The 23,823-nt window shown below is 72.3% G+C and carries 18 protein-coding genes; 10 read left to right on the top strand and 8 right to left on the bottom strand.

Going from position 1 to position 23,823, the window contains the following annotated elements:
• Positions 1–131: 131 nt before the first annotated feature.
• The 3 genes from ACFZA0_RS28565 (at position 132) to ACFZA0_RS28555 (ending at position 2,349) form a co-directional block, all read left to right on the top strand.
• Positions 132–482 carry a helix-turn-helix transcriptional regulator gene (locus ACFZA0_RS28565; protein WP_391022210.1) on the top strand — a complete coding sequence of 117 codons (351 nt, stop codon included), beginning with the start codon at positions 132–134 and terminating at the stop codon, positions 480–482.
• The gene (locus ACFZA0_RS28560; protein WP_391022208.1) at positions 479–1,447 is read left to right on the top strand and encodes a hypothetical protein; all 969 of its coding nucleotides are present in this window, start codon (positions 479–481) and stop codon (positions 1,445–1,447) included. Before ACFZA0_RS28565 ends, ACFZA0_RS28560 begins: the two co-directional genes overlap by 4 nt.
• Before the next feature lie 191 nt (positions 1,448–1,638).
• Entirely contained in the window at positions 1,639–2,349 is a 711-nt protein-coding gene (locus ACFZA0_RS28555) for a class II aldolase/adducin family protein (protein ID WP_391022206.1), read from the top strand.
• Positions 2,350–2,434: 85 nt separating this feature from the next.
• Here ACFZA0_RS28555 and ACFZA0_RS28550 read toward each other — a convergent pair whose 3' ends face one another.
• The 7 genes from ACFZA0_RS28550 to ACFZA0_RS28520 all read right to left on the bottom strand — a co-directional run bounded on the left by ACFZA0_RS28550 (position 2,435) and on the right by ACFZA0_RS28520 (position 12,525).
• Positions 2,435–4,966, bottom strand: coding sequence for a glycoside hydrolase family 3 C-terminal domain-containing protein (locus tag ACFZA0_RS28550; protein ID WP_391022204.1), 2,532 nt, complete (start codon positions 4,964–4,966; stop codon positions 2,435–2,437).
• Positions 4,963–6,147, bottom strand: a complete 1,185-nt coding sequence (locus tag ACFZA0_RS28545) for a family 1 glycosylhydrolase (RefSeq protein WP_391022202.1) — start codon at positions 6,145–6,147, stop codon at positions 4,963–4,965. The genes ACFZA0_RS28550 and ACFZA0_RS28545 overlap by 4 nt, the downstream gene beginning before the upstream one ends.
• A gap of 116 nt (positions 6,148–6,263) precedes the next feature.
• Positions 6,264–7,145 carry an alpha/beta fold hydrolase gene (locus ACFZA0_RS28540; RefSeq protein WP_391022200.1) on the bottom strand — a complete coding sequence of 294 codons (882 nt, stop codon included), beginning with the start codon at positions 7,143–7,145 and terminating at the stop codon, positions 6,264–6,266.
• Positions 7,142–8,905: a dipeptide ABC transporter ATP-binding protein gene (locus ACFZA0_RS28535; RefSeq protein ID WP_391022198.1), complete on the bottom strand. Its 1,764-nt coding sequence runs from the start codon at positions 8,903–8,905 to the stop codon at positions 7,142–7,144. Before ACFZA0_RS28535 ends, ACFZA0_RS28540 begins: the two co-directional genes overlap by 4 nt.
• Positions 8,902–9,855, bottom strand: coding sequence for an ABC transporter permease subunit (locus ACFZA0_RS28530; RefSeq protein WP_391022196.1), 954 nt, complete (start codon positions 9,853–9,855; stop codon positions 8,902–8,904). The genes ACFZA0_RS28535 and ACFZA0_RS28530 overlap by 4 nt, the downstream gene beginning before the upstream one ends.
• Positions 9,856–9,860: 5 nt before the next feature.
• On the bottom strand, positions 9,861–10,841 hold the full coding sequence (locus ACFZA0_RS28525) for an ABC transporter permease subunit (RefSeq protein ID WP_391022194.1): 981 nt from the start codon (positions 10,839–10,841) through the stop codon (positions 9,861–9,863).
• 22 nt (positions 10,842–10,863) lie between these two features.
• Positions 10,864–12,525, bottom strand: coding sequence for an ABC transporter substrate-binding protein (locus tag ACFZA0_RS28520; RefSeq protein WP_391022192.1), 1,662 nt, complete (start codon positions 12,523–12,525; stop codon positions 10,864–10,866).
• Between the two features lie 840 nt (positions 12,526–13,365).
• On the opposite strand from ACFZA0_RS28520, the gene ACFZA0_RS28515 reads away from it, so the two are divergent.
• The gene (locus ACFZA0_RS28515; protein WP_391022190.1) at positions 13,366–14,415 is read left to right on the top strand and encodes a substrate-binding domain-containing protein; all 1,050 of its coding nucleotides are present in this window, start codon (positions 13,366–13,368) and stop codon (positions 14,413–14,415) included.
• A gap of 1,063 nt (positions 14,416–15,478) precedes the next feature.
• Here ACFZA0_RS28515 and ACFZA0_RS28510 read toward each other — a convergent pair.
• Positions 15,479–16,807, bottom strand: a complete 1,329-nt coding sequence (locus ACFZA0_RS28510) for a lipase family protein (RefSeq protein ID WP_391022188.1) — start codon at positions 16,805–16,807, stop codon at positions 15,479–15,481.
• A 394-nt stretch (positions 16,808–17,201) separates the two neighbouring features.
• Between ACFZA0_RS28510 and ACFZA0_RS28505 the strand changes: the two genes are divergently transcribed.
• The 6 genes from ACFZA0_RS28505 to ACFZA0_RS28480 all read left to right on the top strand — a co-directional run bounded on the left by ACFZA0_RS28505 (position 17,202) and on the right by ACFZA0_RS28480 (position 23,694).
• Positions 17,202–18,059 (top strand): isocitrate lyase/phosphoenolpyruvate mutase family protein, encoded by an 858-nt coding sequence (locus ACFZA0_RS28505; RefSeq protein ID WP_391022186.1) that lies wholly within the window; start codon positions 17,202–17,204, stop codon positions 18,057–18,059.
• A gap of 107 nt (positions 18,060–18,166) precedes the next feature.
• The gene (lpdA, locus tag ACFZA0_RS28500) at positions 18,167–19,564 is read left to right on the top strand and encodes a dihydrolipoyl dehydrogenase (RefSeq protein ID WP_391022184.1); all 1,398 of its coding nucleotides are present in this window, start codon (positions 18,167–18,169) and stop codon (positions 19,562–19,564) included.
• 275 nt (positions 19,565–19,839) lie between these two features.
• Positions 19,840–21,522, top strand: a complete 1,683-nt coding sequence (ctaD, locus tag ACFZA0_RS28495) for a cytochrome c oxidase subunit I (protein WP_391022333.1) — start codon at positions 19,840–19,842, stop codon at positions 21,520–21,522.
• A gap of 17 nt (positions 21,523–21,539) precedes the next feature.
• Complete coding sequence (locus ACFZA0_RS28490) at positions 21,540–21,884, top strand: cytochrome C oxidase subunit I (RefSeq protein WP_391022182.1); 345 nt, start codon at positions 21,540–21,542, stop codon at positions 21,882–21,884.
• Between the two features lie 134 nt (positions 21,885–22,018).
• Positions 22,019–22,441: a MarR family transcriptional regulator gene (locus tag ACFZA0_RS28485; RefSeq protein ID WP_391022180.1), complete on the top strand. Its 423-nt coding sequence runs from the start codon at positions 22,019–22,021 to the stop codon at positions 22,439–22,441.
• Positions 22,438–23,694, top strand: a complete 1,257-nt coding sequence (locus ACFZA0_RS28480; protein WP_391022178.1) for an MFS transporter — start codon at positions 22,438–22,440, stop codon at positions 23,692–23,694. The genes ACFZA0_RS28485 and ACFZA0_RS28480 overlap by 4 nt, the downstream gene beginning before the upstream one ends.
• The last annotated feature ends 129 nt before the right edge of the window (positions 23,695–23,823 follow it).

Below are 23,823 nucleotides of genomic sequence, written 5' to 3'. Positions count from 1 at the left end.
CGCCGCGTTCTGTCAATTGGCAGTCGTGCCATTTTTCGTCCCGCCGAGTCGACGCCGGACCGGCCACCGTCTCCCCAGGTCGGGGACACCCCGCCTCCCGGCATATGTCGCCGTGCGATATATATAGACGCGTGACTCAATCCACTGTGCAGGGCCCCGCCCTGCTGATCCTCACGGCCCTCGCGGACGCGCCGCGCCACGGCTACGGACTGATCCAGGAGATCGCCGCCCTCTCCGACGGCTCGGTGCGCATGCGGACGGGCACCCTCTACGGCGCGCTGGACCGCCTCCAGCAGCAGGGCCTCATCCGGCCCGAGCGCGAGGAGGTCGTCGACGGCCGGGCCCGCCGCTTCTACGCGCTGACCGAGGAGGGACGCGAGGCACTGGCCGCCGAGGCGGCCCGCCTGCGCACCGTCGTCGCCGAAGCCGAGCGCCGCCTGTCCGTCGGCCGCCGTCCGCGCCTCCAGGGAGGTGCGGCATGAGCGAGCGCCTCCCCCGCGCGACCGGCCCGGCCGGGCCCCCTCCCGTCCGCCCGCGGGCCCTGTCGTTCGCGCTGCGCGTGTACCCCGCGTCCTACCGGCGTGCGCACGGCGCCGAGTTGGCCTCCGTCTACGCGGACGCGACCGAGGGCGCGGGCACGGCCGAGCGGTACCGCGAGGCGGCCAGCGTCGCGGCGCACGCCCTGCGGCTGCGCACCCGGCTCACCGGCGACCGCTCGGCCGTGGGCCTGTCCGCCGTCGCGGCACCGCTCGCCCTCGCGGTCGCCGCGGGCCAGGGGGTGGCGCAGGTGGTGCGCCTGCCGGGATCCGCCCCGGGCAGCACGTTCCCGTGGCTGCACGTCGTCGGCGGCCTCCCGCGGACCTACGCCTGGCTGACCGCGCTGCTGTGGACTGCCTCGCTGGTCTGCGCCCTGGCCGGCAGGTGGCGCGTCGCGCGGATCCTGGCCGTCGCGTCCGCGGCCGTGTTCGTCGGCGTCCGGATCGACTACGTCAGCACGGCCTTCGCGGAGTTCGACGCGCTGCTCGTCCTGCAGAACCTGCTCTGGTTCGGCCTGCCCCAACTCCTGTGGGCGGCGGTGACGGTGGCCGCGCCGAACGATCTCGTGGACCGCTCGTGGCGGACCCGCGCCACGGTCGCCGCGGCGGCCGTGCTCACCTACCTCGCGGCGGGCGTGAGCTGGCAGCCGGGATGGCGGCACGCGGTGCTCGTGGTCGCCGTGGCGGCGGGCACCGGCCTCGCCGCGTACGCCGGTCTGCGGCGCCTCGCCTTCGCCGTTCCGCTGGCGGCGCTGCCGGTGCTGCTGTCGACGTACGGACCCGACCTGTTCGACCGGCTGTCCGAGACCGCCGTGGGCCAGCAGGGCGCGACCCTGGTCTTCACCGTGCCCCTGGCAGCAGTGGTGGTGGCCATGACACTCCTCAACACCCGTCGCACACAGGGTCGTTGACACACGCGGCGCCGCGCCCGGGGCGACACCCGGGCGCGGCGCCGCGCACCTCCCGGGACGGCGGGCGCGCCACCCCCGCCCGCGCCGCGCACTCTTACCTTGCCCGACCGGACGGCTCCCCCCGGTGCCGCGGTACTTAGGCTCCGCGCGGGACGCCGCCCCGGCTCCCCGGCGACGAAGGAGCTGCACGCATGACCGAACCGGCGAACCGTCCCGACCCCGGCGGGCAGGAACCGCGGGCCGAACTCGCCACGGCCACAAGGATTCTGGCCCGGCACGGCATGATCGGCATGTTCGGCCACGTCAGCCTTCTCACGGAGGACCCGGGACAGTACCTGATCTGTCCCGGCGCGGGCAGGCGCAAGGACAGGTGCCGCCCCGAGGACGTCCACGAACTCTCCCTCGACGCCGAGTTCGCGCCCGGCCTGCCGCTGGAGCTGTACATGCACGCAGCGATGCACCGGGCGCACCCGGAGATCCGGTCCCTGGTGCACGTGCACTCGCCGAACCTGACGGCGCTCGCGGCGATGGCGGAGCCGCCCGCCGAACTCCTCATGCTGCACGCCTCGTTCTGGCCGGAACACGTGCCGCTGTGGGAGCGGCCGGAACTGGTGACGGACCACGCGGCGGGCGACGAGCTGGTGAGGCTGACGGGTGACAGCGCCGTCGCGCTGCTGCGCTGGCACGGAGCGGTCGTCACCGGCCGCACGGTGCGCGAGGCGGTGTTCCGCACGGTCCTCGCCGAGTACCACGCGGGCGTGGTGCTGGCCTCGCTCGCCCACGGCCGCCCGCTCGCCCCGGTGCCCGTACCGCGCGACGAGTTGTACGCACGTGTCCTGCCGGCGACGACCCACGACATGAACTGGCGGTTCGAGAGCTCGTACGTGGAGCTGGACGACTGACCCGCCGCGCCGCCCGGCGGCAACGACCGTGCCCGGTCCGTCGGTTCGCGTCTGCGACAGACCGGGCACGGAACGGCGGTACCGCCTAGCGCCCGCCGACCGGCACCGTCAGGGTGCGCCGGACGTCGGCGACCGAGCGACCGACGTGTGCGGTGTACGCGCCGGGCGGGACCTCCCACCCGGCCGTGGCCGGGTTCCACACCTCGAACGCGCGGCGCGCCAGGCGCACTTCGGCCCGTACGGTCGCCCCCGTCCCGGCGCTGACGCGGGCGAAGCCGGCCAGCCAGCGGGCGGGGCGCTCGGGGCCGCCGGACGGGGCGGACAGGTAGACCTGCACCACCTCGGAGCCGTGCCGCGCACCGGAGTTGGTGACGTCGACGGCCACCGTGACCGTGCCGTCCTCCGCGTGCTCCCAACTCGCCCCGCCGTAGGCCCAGTCGGTCCAGCCGAGCCCGTGCCCGAAGGGCGCGGCGGGCTCGCGTCCCGAGCGCAGCCAGCCCCGGTAGCCCGGGTGCAGCCCCTCGGTGTAGGCGAGCACTCCCCCGGCGTCCGGGAGGACGGACGGCACCAGCGGGTCGGCGTCCGGGAGCGTCCAGGGCAGCCGCCCGGCCGGTTCGGTACGTCCGGTCAGCACGTCCGCCAGCGCGTGGCCGGCCTCCTGGCCCGGGAACCACGACCACAGCACCGTGGACGCCCGCCGCAGCCACGGGAGTTGGACCGGAGCGCCCGCGTTCACCACCACCACCGCGTCGGGGGCGACGGACAGCACGGCCTCCACCAGGGCGTCCTGGTCCCCCGGCAGGGCCAGCGACGTACGGTCCCAGCCCTCCGACTCGACCTCCTCGGTGGTCCCCACGACGACGACCACGAGGTCCGCGTCCCGCGCCGCGTCGAGCGCGGCGGACAGCAGCCGCTCCCGGCCGGGTGCCGGGGGGCCGTGGCGCAGCACACCGCGGAACATGTCGCCGAACTCCGCGGAGCGCAGGCGCTGGAGCTCCGCCACCACCCGTGCCGTGCGCGGGACGTCACCCACCTGGACGGCGTGGGCCGTTCCGTCGGGGAGGTTGGTGGAGGAGTTCAGCACCGAGGCGGTGCCGTCCGCCTCCTCGTCGCTCGACGAGACCAGGGTGCCGTCCACCTCCACGCGGTGCCGGCCCACGACGCCGACCTCGACGAGGTGCTCGCCGGGCTCCGTCAGGCGCAGTTCGGCGCTCAGCCGCAGTGTCTCGGCGGACGCGGCGTACGGTCCGAAGTCCCGCACCGTGCCCTCCCAGGACGCGAGCGGAAGAGTCCCGAGCACGGCGCCCGTGCCGTCCAGGAGTTCCACCAGCGGTGCGCCGCACAGTACGGCGGGGTCGACGGCCGGGAGTCTGCGCCCCGCGTCGGCCCCCTGTTCCAGGGTCAGGCGGGCGTCGGGGAACGCGGCACGCAGCCCCTCGTCGAAGCCGACCACGTAGGGCGGTTCGACGAACGCGCTGCCGCCGCCCTGGGCGAAGGCGCTGACCGCGTTCGGCCCGATCAGCGCGATCCGCCGGACGTCGGCGGGCGCGGCGACCGGCAGGGCGCCCGCTGCCGGGCGGCGCAGTACGACCATCGCGGAGGCCGCCAGTTCCCGGAGGCCGTCCGCGTATCCGGCGGCGCGGGCCGGGCCGGCGGCGCGCGGTGCGGGGTCCGCGGTCCGCGACCCCAGGGCGTACGCGGTGAATCGGCCCTGCGCGGCGCCCTGTTCACCGGGTGCGCCGAGGGCGCCGACCCGGTCCGCCAGCCGCAGCAGGCGTCGCACCTTGTCGTCGACGACGGTCTCCGGGACGGCGCCGGAGCGGACGGCGTCCGCCAGGTCGCGCGACCAGGGGCTGTCGGGTCCCGGCATGGCGAGGTCGAGGCCGCCGAGGGCGGGGGCGACGGCGGTGGTGGTGGCCGCCCAGTCGCTGACCACGATCCCGTCGAAGCCCCACTCGTCCTTGAGGACGCCGGTCAGCAGCCGGTGGTGGGAGCCCGCGGGGGACGACTCCACGCCGTCGTCGATCCCCGAGTAGGCCGACATGACGGTCCACACCCCGGCCTCCCGGACCACGTACTCGAAGGGGGCGAGGTAGACCTCGCGGAGGGTGCGTTCGTCGACGCGCGCGGTGTACGAAGTGCGGTCGGTCTCCGAGTCGTTGGCGACGAAGTGCTTGGCGCAGGCCGCCACTCCCCCGGACTGGAGGGAGGTCACGAGCGCGGCGGAGAGCCGGGCGGTGAGCAGGGGGTCCTCGGAGAAGTACTCGAAGTGCCGGCCGGCCACCGGCGTCCGCTGGAGGTTGACCAGCGGCGCCAGCAGCACGTCCACCCCGGCCGCGCGTGCCTCGGCGGCGAGGATCCGGCCCGCCCGCCGCAGCGCGTCCTCGTCCCAGGTCGCGGCGAGTGCCGTCGGGGAGGGCAGGGCGGCGGTGGTCCAGCCGGGGATCTCGCCGGTGCCGCGCACCCCGGCGGGGCCGTCGGAGAACACCAGCGGGCGCAACCCGGCCGCGGGCAGCGGGTGCAGGCGCCAGGGGGTGGCACCGGTGAGGAGCCGCACCTTGTCGTCGAGGGGAAGGGCGGCCACCGTGTCCACGGGCGCGGCCGGGTGAGCTGTCACGGCTGCAGGTCCTCCTCGACGGCGTTGGCGCGCGCGACCCCGCCGAGCCAGCCCAGGGACGGCTTGGGGGTGCGTACGAACGTCTCGCGGTCGACGGCTATCAGGCCGAACGTCGGCCGGAACCCGGAGGCCCACTCGTAGTTGTCGAGCAGGCTCCAGTGCAGGTAGCCGGCGACCTCGACGCCGTCTGCCATCGCCGCGTGCAGGCCGTTCAGCGCGCCGCGGGTGTAGTCGATCCGGCGGGCGTCGTCGGCGGTGGCCATGCCGTTCTCGGTGACGAACACCGGCACGCCGCCGGTCTTCTCCCAGGCCGAACGGACGCCCTCCTCAAGGGCCTTGGGGTAGTACTCCCAGCCGGTGAGGGTGGTCTCGACGCCTTCGGGCACCTGGCGCGGGCCGTCGGGGCCGATGACGGTGCGGGTGTACGCCTGGACGCCGACCCAGTCGTCGCCGCGGGCTGCCTCCAGGTACCAGTCGTCGCGCTGGTGACCGTAGTCGCGGGCGGCCTGCTCGCAGCCGGGCTCGGGCTGGAAGGCCTGGGTGGCGACGGTCCAGCCGGAGCGGACGCCGCCGACGCCGGACAGCACCTCGCGGGAGCGGCGGTGGCACTCCAGGAGGGTGTCGGCGACCTTGAGGTCGGGGTCGGGCAGGCCGTAGGCGACCAGGTTCGCCGGGTCCTCGCCGCCGGCGATCATGGCGGCGATGTTCGGCTCGTTGATGGTGCAGACCCACTTGACGTCGTCGCCGAGGACGGGCAGGGCGAGTTCGGTGAAGCGGGCGAACCGGTCGGCGGCGTCGGGCGAGCGCCACATGCCCCGGTCGGCGAACCAGCGCGGCACGGTGAAGTGCATGAGGGTGACCATGGGGGTGATGCCGAGTTCGAGGGCGGTGTCGACCATGCGCCGGTAGTGGTCGATGCCGGCCCGCGAGACGAAGCCCTCCTCGGGCTCGATGCGGCTCCACTCGATGGAGAAGCGGTACGTGTCGAGGCCCGCGTCGCGCAGCAGGGTCATGTCCTCGCGGAAGCGGTGGTAGCTGTCGCAGGCGTCGCCCGAGGGCTCGACGATGGTGGTGCCGGGGGCGTGCTCGCGCGGCCACCAGTCGTTGTTGAAGTTGTTGCCCTCGATCTGGTGGGCGGCGGTGGCGGCGCCCCACAGGAAGCCGTCGGGGAAGTGCAGCACGGAGTCAACCTCGTTCGAAATGTGGCGTGTTGGTGGGGGATGGGGGGGCGGGCGCGGTGGCGCCCCGCGCGGTCAGGACGCGGGCCGCCACCGCCCCCGGGCGGGGAGGGGCCGGTTCAGCGGGCCCAGAAGCCGTGGAGCAGCGCGGCCGTGGCGCCGGGGTTCTCCGCGTTGGGCAGGTGCCCGGCGTCGGGGATCACCTCGTACCGTCCGCCGAGCAGCGTGGCGGAACGGCGTTGCCACTGCTGCGGCCAGGCGGCGTCGTCGACGCCGTGCGCGACGAGCACGGGCAGGCCGGTGGCGGCCAGTGCCCCGGTGTGGTCGGCGGGGTCGGCCAGCACGGCGATGGCGCCGAGGAGTTGGTCGACGGGCGTGCGCAGGGAGCGTTCGCGCAGGAAGCGCTCCAGCGGGTCGAGGAAGCCGGGGTCGGTGTCGGCGCGGACCGCACGGCCGGGGTTGTCCAGGCTCCACAGGTCGACGCGTTTGGCGGCGGCCCGGAGTCTGCCCTCCTCGGCCTCCTTGCGGCCTGGCCAGCCGTGCGGCCCGGAGCACAGCAGCGTCAGGTCGGCGAACAGCCCGGGTTCGGCGATCGCGGCGGCCTGGGCGACGGTTCCGCCGAAGCTGTGGCCGAGCAGGTGCGCGCGCTCGTCGCCGGTCTCGGTGAGGACGAGCCGGGTGACGGCCACCGCGTCGGCGGCGAAGTGCTCCCGGGTGTAGTGCTCCTCGCCCGCCGGGCCGGCCGAGTCGCCCTGACCGCGCTGGCTGAACGCCCAGGCGTCCCAGCCGTGTTGGGCGAGCAGCGGGAGGAGTTCGTAGAAGTCCTCCTTGGAGCCGGTGAAGCCGGGCACGAGGAGCGCCGTGCCCCGGGCGGGGCCGGCGGGGCGGGCCCGCAGGGCGGTCAGGGTGCCGACGGGCAGCGACAGGTTCAGGATGTCGACGCCGTCGGGCACGGGCAGGACGGAGAACGGTGTGCCGGGGGTGGGGCCGGGGGTGCTCACTGGTCGCCTCCCTGACGGGGTGCCGGCGCGGACGCGGCGAAGCGGCGGGCCGGCTGCGGGATCGATTCGAGCAGTCTGGTCGTGTACTCGTCCTCCGGGAACCGCAGCACCCGCGCGGTGTCGCCGGACTCCACCACCCGCCCCTGGTGCAGCACCATGATGCTGTCGGTGACGACGCGTGCGGAGAGCAGGTCGTGGGTGATGTAGAGCAGCGACACCCCGAACCCGGCGCGCAGTTCCTCCAGGAGGGCGAGCACCCCGGCGCGCAGCGAGACGTCCAGCATCGAGACGGGTTCGTCGGCGATGAGCACCTGGGGGTCGCTGGCCAGGGCACGGGCGATGACCACGCGCTGGCGCTGCCCGCCGGACAGTTCGTGCGGGAGTTTCGCGGCGAACTGCTCGACCGGCGACAGGCCGACCACGTCGAGGAGTTCGAGGACGCGGCGCCGCGCGTCGGCGCCCCGGAGCCCGGTGAAGTTCACCACCGGCCTGGTCAGGGTGTACTCGACGGTGTGCAGGGGGTTCAGGGCAGCGTACGGGTCCTGGAACACCATCTGCACGTCGGTGTGCAGCCGCTTGAGCCCGCGGCGGCGCAGGGCGGTGACGTCGAGGTCGCCGAAGCGGATGCCGCCGGCGGTGGGCCGCTCCACCCCGGTGATCATCTTGGCGAGGGTGGACTTGCCGGAGCCGGACTGGCCGACCAGGGCCATGGAGCTGCCGGGCTCCAGGACGAACGACACGTCGCTGACGGCGGTGACGGCGGGCTCGCCCCGGCGGGGCGGCGGGTAGGTCTTGGTGACCTGCTCGACGACGATCGCGTCCTCGGCGGCGCGGCGGATCCGCGCGGACGCGCCGCGGGTGCCGCGGGTGCCGTGCGACGGGACCCCGCCGGTGCTCTCGGCCCCGGTCGCGGGGACGGCCCCGGTGGTGTCGCGGGAGGTCCCCCGCACCGCGAGGCCCGGCAGTTCCACGACCTCGGCGCGCGGGTCGGCGTAGTGCTCCAGCAGCATTCGCGTGTAGGCGTGCCGGGGGTTCTCGAAGATCTGCCGGGACGTGCCGTCCTCGACGATCTCGCCGTCCTTCATCACCATCACCCGGGCGGTGGACTCCAGGACCACCCCGAGGTCGTGGCTGATGAGGACGGCGGTGAAGCCCTCGGCGGCCTGGAGTTCGCGCACGGTGCGCATCACGGCGTGCTGCACCATCACGTCGAGCGCGGTGGTGGGCTCGTCGAACACCATCAGCCGCGGTTCGAGGGACAGGGCCAGCGCGATGGACACCCGCTGGCGCATGCCGCCCGACAGTTCGCCGGGGTAGCGGTCCAGCACGGAGGCGGGCAGTTCCACCTTGTCGAGCAGTTCGGTGGCGCGGGCCCGGCGCCGGGGGCGCGGTACGTGGCCGTGGGCGGCGAAGACGTCGCCGAAGTGCCGGGCGATCGTGCGCACCGGGTTCAGCGCGTTCATGCCGGACTGGAGCACCATGGCGAAGCCGCCGTGGCGCTGGCGGCGCAGGTCCTCCGCGCCGAGACGGGCGATGTCGGTGCCGTCGAAGAGGATCCGGCCGTGCTCGACACGGGCCGGCGGCTTGGCGAGCCGGGTGAGGGCGAAGCCCAGGGTGGACTTGCCGGACCCGGACTCGCCGACCAGGCCGACGAACTCGCCCTGCTCGATGCGGAACGACGCGTTCTTCACCGCGCGGGTCGGTTCGGCGCCCCGCGGTTCGTAGACGACGGTCAGGTCGTCGACCTCCAGCAGGCTCATCGGCCCGCTCCTTCCCTCAGACGCGGGTTGCTCAGGCCGTCGACCCCGAAGTTGACGAGGGTCATCGCGGTGGCCAGCAGGGCGACGCACAGGCCGGGGGCGAAGAGGACCACCCACTGGCCGGTGAGCAGGGCGTTGGAGTTCTGCGCCCAGTAGAGCATCGAGCCCCAGCTCACGGTGTTCGGATCGCCCAGGCCGAGGAACGACAGGCCGGACTCGGAGAGCACGGCGGCGGTCGCCGCGCCGAAGAACGAACCGGCGATCATCGAGGTCATGTTGGGGAGGATCTCCCGGAACACGACCCGGGCCGCGCTCTCGCCGCTGAACAGGGCGGCGGTGACGAAGTCGCGGGAGCGCAGGGACTGCGTCTGGGCGCGGAGCACCCGGGCGCCCCAGGCCCAGCCGGTGACGACGACCACCAGGACGATCATCGCGAGGCCTCCGTTCTGGAGGTAGGCGGCGATGATGATCATCAGGGGCAGGCCGGGCACCACGAGGAACAGGTTGACGACGAAGTTCACGACGTCGGCGAGCCAGCCGCGCAGATAGCCCCAGCTCAGTCCGACGAGGACGGCGACCAGGGTGGACAGTCCGCCCGCCACGAAGCCGACGGTGATGGACACCCGTGCCCCGTAGAGCAGTTGGGACAGGACGTCCTCGCCGGCGCCGGTGGTGCCGAGCAGGTGCGCGCCGCTGCCGCCCATGTTGCGGGCGAAGTCGTTGTCGTGCGGGTCGTAGGGGGCCAGCAGCGGGGCGAAGACGGCGATCAGCACGAACACCGCGAGGATGACCAGGCCGACCCGGGCCTTGCCGTTGCGCCAGACCGTCGCGAACGAACGGCCCGCCACACGAAGGGGGTTGGGGCGCCGGTAGACGGCTTCCTGGGTGTCGGTCATGGTGGTCCGCGTCTTCGGGGGCTGCTGGTCCGGGGCTGAGGTCTGGGCTGCCATGCCGGTCACCGCCTCGTCCGGGGGTCGAGAACGCCGTAGAGCACGTCCACGACGAAGTTGGCGATGAGCACACTGACGGTGATCATCAGGAACAGGGCCTGCATGAGCGGGAAGTCGTGGTTGGTGACCGCGTTGTAGAGGAGGTAGCCGACGCCCGGGTAGTGGTAGACCTGCTCGACCAGCAGCGAGCCGCCGACCACACCGCCCAGCGCCAGGCCGAACCCGGTGAGGTTGGGCAGCAGCGCGTTGCGGGCCGCGTAGCGCAGCGCGACGGTGCGTCCGTGCAGGCCGTTGGCCTCGGCGAAGGTGACGTAGTCCTCGCCCAGTGTGCCGATCATGGTGTTGCGCATGCCGAGGATCCAGCCGCCGACCGAGGTGACCAGGATGGTCAGCGCGGGCAGCCAGGCGTGGTCGAGGGCGTCGGTGACGAAACCGCCGGACCAGTTGGGCACGACGCCGGCGGAGTAGGCCCCCGAGGTGGGGAACCAGCCGAGGACGTAGCCGAGGAAGAACAGCGCGAGCAGGGCGGTCCAGAAGTAGGGGAAGGCCGACAGGAAGCTGCCGGAGAGGGTGGGCAGCGAGTCCATCCAGGTGCCCCGCTTCCAGGCGGCGGCGACCCCGATCAGCGACCCGACGAGGAACGCCAGGACGGTGACCATGCCGACCATCACCAGCGTCCAGGGCAGGGCCCCGGTGACGAGCGAGGAGACGGACTCCGGGAAGTAGCTGTAGGAGACGCCGAACCTGAAGTGGACGGTGTTGTTGAGGTAGTCCGTGTACTGGTGCCACCAACTGCCGCCCGGAACGCCGAGTTGGGCCTCGATGGCGGCCCGGGTCGCGGGGGACACCGGGCCGCTCTGCGAGAGCTTGGCGACGGCCGCGTCCGCGGGGGAACCGGGCATGAGCCGGGGCAGGAGGAAGTTGAGGGTGATCGCAGCCCACAGCGTCAGGAGCAGCAGCCCGAATTTGCGCAGCGCGTACCGCATGGGAACTCCGTGTCGATAGGGATCAGTTGGCGCGCTGGAGATGCGTCAGGACGAGCAGCGAGGTCGAGCCCCAGGTCATCAGCGAGGCGTAGGGGTTCTTGGCGGTGGGCCAGCCGGTGAAGTTCTTGTCGCTGCTCAGGCCCCAGAGACCGCCGTAGAAGAGGGAGATGGCGGGGAGCTGGTCGTGGACGACCTGCTGGAGCCGGTCGACGATCTTCCGCTGCTCGGCCGTGTCGGTGGTCGCCTTGAACTTCGCCAGCAGGGCGTCGGTCGCGGCGTTGCCGTAGCGCTCGAAGTTGGCGGAGGTGCCGGTGCCGACGGCTTTCTTGAAGCCGGAGTTGAGCAGGTTGTTGTAGTCCTGGTAGAGCGAGCCGCTGCCGCCGAAGGACCCCATGATCAGGTCGAAGTCGCCGTTCTGGAGGGACTCTTGATAGGCGGCGGCCTGCGGCTGGTTCAGGTTGACCTTGATGCCGAGGGCGGACAGCTCCTGGCGGACCACCTGCACACCGCGCAGGTAGTCGCTCCAGCCGTTGGCGGTGGTGATGCTCAACGTGAGCTGCTTGCCCGCGGAGTCGACGAGCTTGCCGCCCCGCCGGGTGTAGCCGGCCTTCTTGAACGCGGCGAGCGCCTTGCTCGTGCTCTGCGTGATCTTGCCGTCGTCCGCGATGGAACTGTTCAGCCAGTCCTGGTAGTTGGGCAGCAGCAGCCCGGTCTGCCCGGCGGCCTTCACGTAGCCCTGCTCGGCCTTGTCCGCGATCTTGTCCCGGTCCAGCGCGTAGGACAGGCCCTCGCGGAAGTCGAGGTTGTCGAAGGGTGCCTTGGTGAGGTTCGGCAGCAGGGAGACGGTGCCGCCCGGCGGGTACCAGTAGCTGTTGTGCTTCGCGTCCGCCTTCACCCAGGTGCTGTCGACGTCGCTCATGAACGTGTAGGCCCAGTCGTAGCCGTTGTTCACGATGTCGAGGTTGGAGTTGGCGGCGGGCGCCACGATCTTCTTGACCTGGACCTTGTCGGCCTGCCAGTACGTCGCGTTCTTGGCGAGCGTGTACTGGTTGGGCGTGAAGGTGTCGAGCGTGAAGGGGCCGGTGGCGACCGGGTTGGGGTTGGTCCACGTGGCCGGGTTCTTCACGTCCTTCCATATGTGCTCGGGCACGATCAGCACCTGGTCGAGCACCTGCGCGGCGGGCGCGTCGGCGGTCTTGAGGTGGAAGGTGACCGTGTCGCCGCTCACCGAGAGGGACTTGATGTGCTGCCAGGCGCCGAGTGTGTCGAGCGCCGCGTTCTTCTTCATCAGGTCGAACGTGAAGCGCACGTCCTCGGCGCCGAACGCCTTGCCGTCCGACCACTTGACGCCCTGCCGGACGTGGTAGACGACGGTACTGGTGTCCGGCTGCTCGACGGAGGAGGCCAGGAAGGGGGTGGCCTTGCCGTCCAGGTTGTTCACCACGGCCAGCGGCTCGTACATGTACGTGGTCAGGTTGCGCTTGTTCGCGGAGAACGGGTTGAAGTTCCGCGTGAACGTGGGCGAACCGTTGTCACCGCCGACCAGCAGCGTGCCGGGGACGGTCGAGCCGGACCCCGACGCGGAGACGTCGGCCGAGCAGGCGGTGGTGGCGAACAGGGCCGCCACGCCCAGGGCGGCGGCGAGCTGGGTCCGGGACACCCGGGACCGGGATGCGCGCTTCATCTGATGAAAAACCCTCCTCATTGAGGCCCTCACTACGAGGTGCGGCCGAGCCCGCGGCCCGTGCTGCGGTGGGAGTGTAAGCGCATACATTCACGCGTCACAAGAGGTCCGGACCCCGTAGGGCCGCGAAGTGAGGGGTTCCACATCGCCGTCACGGGCACCCGGGGGCCGCGTCCCGCCCCCTCCGCGCCGGGCGCACCCGGGGTGGACAATCCCCCCCCCCGCCACCTGAACACATGCTTCCACCTGCGACTTCTTCACAGAACCCGCACGCGGCCCAGCCCGTGCCCGCCGACCGCGCAGGTCGCGTGCGGGGGCGAGCAGGCAGGGCGCCGGGAGACCTCCCACCCGGAACCGGAATCGGAGTCCTTCACTCCGGAACAGCCCGTCCGGAAGCCACCCGCTCCACCCGGCACACCCCTGCCCCTCTCCCCCGCTCCGCCGGCACCGCCCGCTGACGCCCCGTCGGCGAATCGCCCCCATTTCCCCCGGCCGACGCCCCTGCCGCAGCACCCTCACCGCACGCGAACCTCCACCGGGAGGCTCCTCCGAACGCCCGGCACACCTGTAACCTGACGGCTGCGCATTTCGGGGAGGCACCCCGGCGTCCGGCCGTCGGGCAACGACGGAACGGCGTCCGGCCTGCGACGATCTGGGGGAAGTTGTGCACACCAAGGGCTCGGCCGCCGGACGGCAGGCCGCGAGAGGGGTGGGCACCGCGCCTCCCGCGCGCGCTAACCTGGACCCGCGCAATGACAGCGCATACATAGGCGGTCGGTCCAGCACGGGACCGCACGCCCGTCCCCTCCGTACGTCGAACAGGAACGGCAGGTGCAGCAGGTGAGCACCCCCACGGTGTACGACGTCGCCGAACAGGCCGGCGTCTCCATCGCCACGGTCTCCCGTGTCTACCGCACCCCCGACACCGTGCGCCCCGAGACCCGGGAGCGGGTCCTGACCGCCGCGCGGGACCTGGGCTACGTGCCCAGCGGCAGCGCGCGCGGGCTCGCCAGCCGGAGCACCGGGGTGCTCGGCCTGTGCTTCCCGGACTACACCGACCCCGAGACGGAGAACGCGGCCGGGGACGACGACGACGCGCAGGTCCTCTACGCGGACCAGGTCATCCGGGGCATGGAACGCGCGGCCCGCAGCGAGGGCTACGCCCTGCTGATCTCGGCCTCACTGCGCGGCGGCCCCTCGGACCTGCTGGGCCGGATGGCCGGGCAGGTCGACGGGTTCGCCATGATGGCCCGCACCGCCGAGGCGGCCGATCTGGAGGTCTACGCCAAGCGCCTTCCGGTGGTGGTCCTCGCGGGCCCTCCGGAGAACGAGCGCCTGGACCACATCGAGGTCGCGAACTTCGACGGCCAGCGCGAACTGACCCGGCACCTCGTCGAGGCGCACGGCCTGACCCGGCTCGCGTTCGTCGGCGGCCCCGCCGACTCCCCGGACGCCGAGGCCCGCTTCCACGGCTACCGGGCCGCCTGCCGGGACGCCGGCCTGCCCGTGCCCGACGAGCCCGACGTGCGGCGCGGGCTGACGAGGCAGGACGGCCGCGAGGCGGTCAAGCGCCTGGCCTTCCGGCCCGGCGGTCTGCCGCGCGGCATGCTCTTCGCCAACGACCAGATGGCGGTGGGCGGCATGGAGGAACTCGCGGCCAACGGTGTACGGGTGCCGCAGGACGTCGCGGTCACCGGTTTCGACGGCATCCCGCTGGGCCGCATGGTCCGCCCGTCGCTGACGACCGTCCGCCAGCCGATGCGCCGCCTGGGCGGTCTCGCGGTCGACCTGCTGATCAGGCGCCTCACCGACCGGGACCGGCCGCCGGAGTCGATCCTGCTGCCGGTGTCCCTGGCGCTGCGCGCCAGTTGCGGGTGCGTGGAGGCGTAGGACCCGCCCGGCGGAACGTGCCCGGGACGCGGCGCCGGTCTGCCCGGATCCGCACGGCCCGGCTCGTCCCACGCCGCCCGTGACATGCCCCGCGTCCCGCGCGGCCCGCCCACCGCCACCCCGCAGGGACTCGGCCCGAGGCACGCCCGTCCGACGCGGCGCGACACGCGAACCTCCGGGTACGCCCCGAGCGTGCGCCCGCCCCCGCGCACCGGACGCTTTCCGCCTCCCACGCCCACCCGGCGGTGGCGGCGACGCATCCGGGATCCGAGCGGCCCACCCCGCGCGCGGAGGACGCGGCGTCGAGGCCACGGCCCGCGACGTCACCGGCACGGCCCGGACTCGCACACGTCTCGGCTCGCACCCGGCGCCTGGCGCTCCCCGACCGCGACCCCGCACTTCCTCGCGCCCGCGCGCTCCACGGCACGCTTCGGGTACGGCGGCCGGACGGTGCCGGCGGCCTAACTCCCGCACGGCGCCCACGCCCAGGCACTCCCCATGACTGCGGCTCCACCCGCCCCCATGCCAAGTGCACGCAACTCCGCACGCCCGCGCCCCACCCGCGCGCCCGTCGCACCCCACGGCACACTCCGGGTACGGCGGCCGGACGGTGTCGACGGCCCAACTCCCGCACGGCGCCCACGCCCAGACGCTCCGCGACCGCAACCGCGCCCACACGCCCGCGCGCCCGTCGCACCCCACGGCACACTGCGGGTAGGGCGGCCGGACGGTGCCGGCGGCCCAACTCCCGCACGGCGCCCACGCCCAGACGCTCCGCGACCGCGACCGCGCCCGCGCGCCCGCGCGCCCGTCACACCTCACGCACGCTCCAGGTACGGCGGCCAGAGGGTGCCGGCGGCCCAACTCTCCACATCCGCGCCCTGCCCGCGCGCCCGTCACACCCCACGGCACCCTCCGGGTACGGCGGCCGGACGGTGTCGTCACGTCCGGCCACCTCTTCTCTCCCCGTCCGCTGCGAGCCCGGCCACGGCCGGGCCGGCGGCGGGCGGGGTGTCTCCGGCGGGCGTCACCCGAACGTACGGGCCGGCGGCGCCCGCCGGGGTCAGGGCTGGATCGGCATGCTCCAGCAGTTCGACACGGCGGCCTTGCCGTTGAGCCGGTCGGTGAGCCACGAGATGGCGTCGCCCTGGTCGGTGAGCAGCGGACCGAAGTGGTTGATCAGCGCGTCGCCCACGTTGGGCAGCACCACCGGCTTGTAGGTGACGTTCGCGCCCTTCTTGCACCAGTTGACGGCGAGGTCGCGCGCCTGCCCATGGGGCACGAGGTTGTCGCTGGTGCCCGTGGCGACACGGACCGGGCCGCTCGGCTTCAGCAGGCCGATGCGCTGGTCGTCGAGGAATGCCTGGATGGCGGGCTCGGCCGCGATGATGTCGCCGAGGGACTCGCCGTCGTTGGTCCACGCCGAGCTCTTGGTGAAGCCGTAGCCGAGCAGGGCGTCACCCACGCACATGGTGGACAGGTCGGCGAGGGCGGCCTTGCCCTTGGCGCTCAGGTGGGCCTCGGCGAGCGGCTTGAGGGCGGGGTCGGACTGGAGGAAGCCGTTGAGGGACCAGCCCAGGGCACCCGCGAGGTCGCTGCCGTCGATGGCCGCGGTGACCTTGGTGAGGTCGGCGGGCGGCGCACCGGCGTAGGTGCCGGAGAGGGTGATCTCCGGGGCGTACGTGGGCTGGAGTTCGGCCGCCGCGGCGGTCGCGCCGCCACCCTGGCTGTAGCCGAACAGGCCCACGCGGGAGGAGGAGTTGATCGACGCGCCGCCGACCGAGTGCGCCGCGCGCACGGCGTCCAGGACGGCGTGCGCCTCGTCGACGCGGTTGACGTAGGTGTGCAGCCGGTCCGTGGCGCCGAGGCCGACGTAGTCGGTGACGACGACGGCGGTGCCCTGGGCGAGCAGCCGGTAGACGGACAGGTCCTCGTAACCGACCGACACCGTCTGCCCGTTGAGCTGGAGGGGGTTTTCGAGGCCCATGGACGCGGCGCACTGGTCGCCCTGTCCCATCGTGCCCGGGGCCACGACGACCAGGGGGCGCGCGCCCGAGCCCTTCCAGGCGGCGGCGGGTTCGATGTAGGCGCCGGTGACGGCGACCGGCTGCCCGTTGGAGTCGGTGGACTTGTACATCAGCCGCGTCGCGGTGCCGGGCAGCGGTCCGCCCAGGCTGGGCAGGCTCAGCGCCAGCGGCAGGCGTTCGCTGCGGATCAACGTGCCGTTGGCGGAGGGCAGTTCGGCCGGCGGGTTGTAGAACGCGGGGATCGTGACTCCGCGGGAGACCTCCGTGTCCGATCCGGTGGCGGCGGCGGCCGGCACCGCCTGCGCGCCGAGGCACGTGGCGGCGGCGGCGATCGCGACGGCGAGCAGGCGTCTGCTGTGGGGCATGCGGAACCTCCTGGGAAGAGGCAGCCGGAACGGCCTTCCGGGCCGGACCGGGCGCGCGGGGGGCACGCCGGACGGCCCCGGGCACGGAGCGGCCGTTCGTCCAACGGCCGCCGCGCACCGCTCCGATGCGGGTTGCGAGGACCGTACCGACGACGTGTTACTCGCGGTAGCTCCCAGGAGATTACGGTTTAGTAATATGACGGCCCGTCAGTTCACGGCGGTCCGCGTGACGTTTCTGCGGTGAACCCTTTGCGCCGACGGGGTGAGCCGGGGCCGTCCGGGACGATTCACCGCGTTCGGTACAGAAATGATCTGTTCCCGGTAAAGGCCCGCCGTGTCGCGGTGCGCCCAGCCACCCTCCATGCCCCCTGAACCACATTTCGAGGAGCCCCCGTTGACCTACGGGAACAGGCTGCGCAAGCAGATCACCGCGCCGGGGACGACACCCCTGATCGGCGTGTACGACATGTACTCCGCGTCCGTCGCCGCACAGCACTACGACGGGATGTTCGTCTCCGGGTTCGGTTTCGCCGCGTCCTACTACGGGCTGCCCGACATCGGCTTCATCGCCTGGCCGGACATGGTGGCCTTCGTCCAGCGGCTGCGCGGGGCCTTCCCCGGGCAGCACCTACTGGTCGACATCGACGACGGGTACGTGGACGTCGAGGTCGCCTGCCACGTCGTGGAGTCCCTGGAGCGCGCCGGTGCCTCCGGCGTGATCCTGGAGGACCAGAAGCGGCCGCGCAGGTGCGGTCACGCCGAGGGCAAGCAGGTGCTGCCGCTCGACGAGTACCTGGACAAGCTGGAGGCGGTGCTGGCGATCCGGCGTGACCTGGTCGTGGTGGCCCGCACCGACGCCACCGACGAGGAGGACGCCCTCCGGCGCGCCAAGGCCGTCGCGGCCACGGCCGCCGACGTCGTCCTCGTCGACGGCGTGCGCAGTGTGGAGTGGATCCGGCGCATCCGTGACGTGATCGGCGACAAGCCGCTGCTGTTCAACCAGATCGCGGGCGGCAAGTCCCCCCGCCTGTCGCTCGGCGAACTGTCCGAGCTCGGCGTGGACGTCGCGATCTACAGCACCCCCTGCCTGTTCGCGGCGCACGAGGCGATGGACGCGGCGCTCAGCGAGCTGAAGGCCGCCGACGGACGGCTGCCGCTGGTGGAGCCCGGAAGCGGGGTCGGTGTGGCCGCGGCCACCCGCCTCCTCGAACGGAACGTCGCCCGCCTGCGCCCGGAGCCCGCGCGGGCCTGACGGCACGGCCCCCGCCCCGCGCCCCCGGCCCCGCCCGGGGCGGGGGCCCTGTCCGGGCCACCCGGTCCCGGTCGAGGTTCGCCGCGGAGCCCTACTACTCTGGCACCGTGACTCACTTCGATGTTCTCGTGCTCGGCGCCGGCCCCGGCGGTTACGTCTCCGCGATTCGCGCGGCCCAGCTCGGCAAGACGGTGGCCGTGGTGGAGGAGAAATACTGGGGCGGTGTCTGCCTCAACGTGGGGTGCATCCCCTCGAAGGCGTTGCTGCGCAACGCCGAGATCGCCCACATCATCACCCACGAGAAGAAGACCTTCGGCATCAGCGGCGACGCCACGATGGACTTCGCCGCCACGCACCAGCGCAGCCGGGGTGTCGCCGACGCCAGCGCCAAGGGCGTCCACTACCTGATGCGCAAGAACAAGATCACCGAGATCAACGGGTGGGGCACGCTCACGGGCCCGAAGTCCGTCGACGTGCGGGACGCCGACGGCAACACCTCCTCGTACACGTGCGACAACCTCGTCATCGCCACGGGCGCGCGCGTGCGCATGCTGCCCGGGATGCGGCAGAGCGCCAATGTCGTCACGTACGAGGAGCAGATCCTCGACGGGGACCTGCCCTCCTCGATCATCATCGGCGGATCGGGCGCCATCGGCGTCGAGTTCGCCTACGTGCTGAAGAACTTCGGCGTCGACGTGACGATCGTGGAGTTCCTCGACCGGATGGTGCCGACCGAGGACGCGGACGTCTCCAAGGAACTGTTCAAGCAGTACAAGAAGCTGGGCGTGAAGGTCCTGCTGTCGACCAAGGTCGAGTCCGTCGAGGACACCGGCTCGGGCGTGCGGGTCACCGTCAGCCCGGCGGCCGGCGGCGACTCCCAGGTGCTGGAGGCGGACCGGATGCTCGCCGCGTTCGGCTTCGCGCCCCGCGTCGAGGGCTACGGGCTCGACGCGGCCGGGGTGCAGCTCACCGAGCGCGGCGCCATCGCCGTCGACGCGCGGGGCCGCACCAACGTCGAGGGCGTGTACGCCATCGGCGACGTCACCGGCAAGCTGATGCTCGCGCACACCGCCGAGGCGATGGGTGTCGTGGCCGCCGAGACGATCGCGGACGCGGAGACCCAGGAGATCGACTTCGACATGATCCCGCGGGCGACGTTCTGCCAGCCGCAGATCGCGTCGTTCGGCTACTCCGAGGCGCAGGCCAAGGAGAAGGGCTACGACGTCAAGGTCTCGCAGTTCCCGTTCTCCGCCAACGGCAAGGCGCGCGGCATGGCCGAGGGCGTCGGCTTCGTGAAGATCGTCGCGGACGCCAAGCACAACGAGCTGCTCGGCGCCCACATGATCGGCCCCGAGGTCACCGAACTGCTGCCCGCGCTCACCCTGGCGCAGATGTGGGACCTCACGGCGGACGAGGTCGCGCGCAACGTGTTCGCCCACCCGACGCTGTCCGAGGCCATGAAGGAAGCGATCGAGGGCATCGCGGGACACATGATCAACCTCTGACCCGCCACGCGGTCGCCCGGCAGGGGCAGGACGGATTCCCGTCCTGCCCCTGCCGTCGTCCTGCCCCTGCCGTCGTCCGGGCCCGTGCGCCCGGCGCGGGGCGCGCCCGTGTCGGCCGACCGGGTGTATTGGCGGGGCGAATCGCGGCTGTCCGGTGGTGGCACACGGGGGACGGGCGCGGCGCGGCGGAAGCATGGGGGAACCGTGGGGAGACGTTTGCTCCCCCGGCTTGCCCAACAGCCGTCAGAGAGCGTGGACCCCCTCCTATGACAGAGATGCAGAACCTCCAGCGGGACACCGCGGAGCCGGAGCGGCGCCCAGCCCGGGGCGGATCCGTGGTGGTGAACTGGCTGACCACCACCGACCACAAGACCATCGGCTCGCTCTACCTCATCACGTCGTTCGTCTTCTTCCTCGTGGGCGGCGTCCTGGCACTCGTGATGCGCGCCGAACTGGCCCGCCCCGGCCTGCAGATCGTGTCGCCCGAGCAGTACAACCAGGCGTTCACGATGCACGGCACGATCATGCTGCTGATGTTCGCCACGCCACTGTTCTCGGGCTTCACCAACTGGATCATGCCGCTCCAGATCGGCGCGCCCGACGTGGCGTTCCCGCGGCTGAACATGTTCGCCTACTGGCTCTACCTGTTCGGCTCGCTGATCGCGGTGGGCGGCTTCCTCACGCCGCAGGGCGCCGCCGACTACGGCTGGTTCGCCTACTCCCCGCTCTCCAGTGCCATCAACTCCCCCGGCTGGGGCGGCGATCTGTGGATCATGGGGCTGGCCTTCTCCGGCTTCGGCACGATCCTCGGCTCGGTCAACTTCATCACCACGATCATCTGCATGCGCGCGCCCGGCATGACGATGTTCCGGATGCCGATCTTCACGTGGAACGTGCTGCTCACCGCGGTGCTGGTGCTCTTCGCCTTCCCGGTGCTGGCGGCGGCGCTGTTCGCCCTGGAGGCGGACCGCAAGTTCGGTGCGCACGTCTTCGACGCGGCCAACGGCGGGCCGCTGCTGTGGCAGCACCTGTTCTGGTTCTTCGGGCATCCGGAGGTGTACATCATCGCGCTGCCGTTCTTCGGCATCGTCAGTGACGTGATCCCGGTCTTCGCCCGGAAGCCGATCTTCGGCTACATGGGCCTGATCGGCGCGACCATCTCCATCGCCGGCCTGTCGATCACCGTGTGGGCGCACCACATGTACGTCACGGGCGGTGTGCTGCTGCCGTTCTTCTCGTTCATGACGTTCCTCATCGCGGTGCCGACCGGTGTGAAGTTCTTCAACTGGATCGGCACGATGTGGAAGGGCAGCCTGTCCTTCGAGACACCGATGCTGTGGTCGGCGGGCTTCCTCGTCACCTTCCTGTTCGGCGGTCTGACCGGTGTGATCCTGGCGTCGCCTCCGATGGACTTCCACGTCTCCGACTCGTACTTCGTGGTGGCGCACTTCCACTACGTGGTCTTCGGCACCGTCGTCTTCGCGATGTTCGCCGGATTCCACTTCTGGTGGCCGAAGTTCACCGGCAAGATGCTCGACGAGCGGCTCGGCAAGATCACCTTCTGGACGCTGTTCGTCGGCTTCCACGGCACCTTCCTGGTGCAGCACTGGCTCGGTGCCGAGGGCATGCCGCGCCGCTACGCGGACTACCTCGCGGCCGACGGCTTCACGGTCCTGAACACGATCTCGACGATCAGCTCGTTCGTGCTCGGCCTGTCGATGCTCCCCTTCATGTACAACGTCTGGAAGACGGCGAAGTACGGCGTGAAGGTCGACGTCGACGACCCGTGGGGCTACGGGCGTTCGCTGGAGTGGGCCACGTCCTGCCCGCCGCCGCGGCACAACTTCGTCACGCTGCCGCACATCCGCAGCGAGTCCCCCGCGTTCGACCTGCACCACCCCGACATCTCGGCGAGGGACGACTCCGGGGACAGGGACATCGTGGACTCGCACGGGTGACGAGGGCTGCGGACCACGTGGACGGTCAGACACACGACATCGCCGATGCGGTCAACCAAATGGAGGGCTACCTGCTGTGGCAGGCCCGGGTCTCGGAGGCGGAGCAGCGCGCCCGCGACTTCACCGAACCCATGGACTGGCTCACCACCTCGCAGCGGGCGGAGATCGAGCAGCGCTACGTCAGCGACTGCCTGGTGCGCGCCAGGAGCGACATCCGGCGCGTCGCGCAGCGGGCGATGTCCCTGCGCGGTGAGTACGAGAAGCGGTACCAGGGACTGCGGGTGCGCTGTGTGGCGCTGGTGGTCCTCACGATGACGGCCGCGGTCCCCGTGACCGTGCTCGCGGCGGCATCGGTGCGCTGAAGCGGCGGGGCCGCGCGGCGGCGTCCCGTACGACGACCGGAACCCCGGCACCCCGCCCTCCCGGGCGCGGCGGCCGGGGTTCTGCCGTGTCCCGGGAATTTCGTTGCCCAGGTTAATGAACTAAGGTAACGAACATGGCAGACGCGGAGATCCTCAGACTGTCCGGCGACCTGCGGGTCGCGTGCGCGCGCATCGCCCGGCGCACCCGCCTCGAAAGCGGCCAGGAGATCCCGCAGCACCTCTACTCGGTGCTGGTGCGGCTGGAGTCGGGGCCGAGCACCGCGCGCCAACTGGCCGACCTGGAAAGGGTTTCGCCGCCCGCGATGACCCGCTCGGTGAGCGCGCTCGACACCCTCGGGCACGTCCGCCGCGAGCCGGACACCGAGGACGGGCGCCGCACGATCGTCCGGATCACACCCTCCGGGCGCCGGGTGCTGGAGCGGGTGCGCGGCAACCGCGACGCGTGGATGGTGGCCCGCATCAGCCAACTGTCGGACCAGGAACGCGAGTTGCTGACCGCGGCGACGGCGGTGCTGCAGAAGATCGAGACGGCGTGAGCGCGGCCGGCACCGCGCGGCAGACACCGCCGGCCACGGGGCGCAGGGAACCCGTCTTCACCCTGCCGTTCGTGAACCTCATGGTGGCCAACGGGCTGCTGCGGGTGTGCACGTACATGCTGATCGCCCTCGTGCCGCTGTACGCGCTGGACCGCGGGGTGTCGACGACGGTCGCGGGGCTGACCACGACCCTCTACATGGGGGCGGCCGTCGTCCTGCGTCCGCTGTCGGGGAAGCTCGTGGACACCCGCGGCCGGTACGCCGTGATGGTGGTCGGCGCCTCCCTCTACTGCGCGGCGACCGGACTGTACGTACTGACGCTGCCCATCTGGGCGTTGCTCGCGGCGCGGGCGCTCCAGGGCTTCGGGTTCGCGCTCAACGGCACCGCCGTGATGACGCTCGCCACGGACCTCATACCCGAGAGCCGGATGTCCGAGGGCATCGGCTACCTGGGGGTGGAGCAGACCGTCGCCCAGCTCTTCGCGCCGTGGCTGGCACTGGAGTTGCGCGGGACGTACGGTTACCGGACCGCGTTCGCCGTGGTGTTCGCGCTCGGTGTGGTCAACCTGTTCATCCGGATCCCGCTGCGGACGGTGGCCCGGCGGCTCGACGCCCGGCGACGCGAGGAGGCGTCGCGGCAGGGGCCGGCCGAAGAGGCGGCGGAGCAAGGCGGCCCGGAAAAGGGCCCGTTGTGGAGCCGGATCGTCGACCGGGACGCCTGGCGGCCCTCGTCCATCATGTTCCTGCTGATGTTCGGCGCGGCCGGCATCAACACGTTCATGGCCGCCTACGCCACCGGCCACGGCATCGCCAACTCCGGCCCGTTCTTCACCGCGAGCGGGCTGATGGTCGCCGTCTCCCGGCTCACGGCGGGACGCCTCGGCCGGCGGTTCGGGACCGTGTGGGTCATCGCGCCCGGCATCGCGCTGATGGCCGCCGGCCAGCTCGGGATCTGGTGGTCGCCCGACCTGTCCGTGCTGATGCTCGCGGGCGCCGCGTACGGGCTCGGCATGGGAGCCGTGCAGCCCGGCCTGAACTCGCTCGCGGTGCTGAGCGCCGGCCGGGAGAGGCGCGGACGGGCCAACTCCACCTTCTTCATGGCGATGGACCTGTCGCAGGCGATCGGCGCGGTCGCCCTGGGCGCGGTGGCGGGCGTCGCGGGCACCGGTGCGGTCTTCCCGATCTCGGCGGGCCTGATGAGCGTGGCCTGCGTCGCGTACGTGGTCCTCCGGCGGCGGGGCTTCGTCGGGTGACGCCGGACCTGCGGGCGGGGAGTGCGCCCGCGTGCGCCCTGCCGCCGGGCTCCGGCCCGCCCTCCGACCCGGCCTCCCACGGCCCTTTTCCGGCGGATGTCCGCTTTCCTCGCAGAGCCCCGGAAAGCG

It is taken from the genome of Streptomyces sp. NPDC008150 (assembly GCF_042956945.1).
Lineage (GTDB): Bacteria > Actinomycetota > Actinomycetes > Streptomycetales > Streptomycetaceae > Streptomyces.
This window is presented reverse-complemented; position numbering and strand designations above follow the sequence as displayed.

Coding starts and splice junctions, on each gene's coding strand:
- ctaD (WP_391022333.1), top strand. CDS start 19,840: ATGCAGAACCTCCAGCGGGACACCGCGGAGCCGGAGCGGCGCCCAGCC.
- ACFZA0_RS28555 (WP_391022206.1), top strand. CDS start 1,639: ATGACCGAACCGGCGAACCGTCCCGACCCCGGCGGGCAGGAACCGCGG.
- ACFZA0_RS28535 (WP_391022198.1), bottom strand. CDS start 8,905: ATGAGCCTGCTGGAGGTCGACGACCTGACCGTCGTCTACGAACCGCGG.
- ACFZA0_RS28530 (WP_391022196.1), bottom strand. CDS start 9,855: ATGGCAGCCCAGACCTCAGCCCCGGACCAGCAGCCCCCGAAGACGCGG.
- ACFZA0_RS28560 (WP_391022208.1), top strand. CDS start 479: ATGAGCGAGCGCCTCCCCCGCGCGACCGGCCCGGCCGGGCCCCCTCCC.
- ACFZA0_RS28520 (WP_391022192.1), bottom strand. CDS start 12,525: ATGAAGCGCGCATCCCGGTCCCGGGTGTCCCGGACCCAGCTCGCCGCC.
- ACFZA0_RS28525 (WP_391022194.1), bottom strand. CDS start 10,841: ATGCGGTACGCGCTGCGCAAATTCGGGCTGCTGCTCCTGACGCTGTGG.
- ACFZA0_RS28510 (WP_391022188.1), bottom strand. CDS start 16,807: ATGCCCCACAGCAGACGCCTGCTCGCCGTCGCGATCGCCGCCGCCGCC.
- ACFZA0_RS28485 (WP_391022180.1), top strand. CDS start 22,019: ATGGCAGACGCGGAGATCCTCAGACTGTCCGGCGACCTGCGGGTCGCG.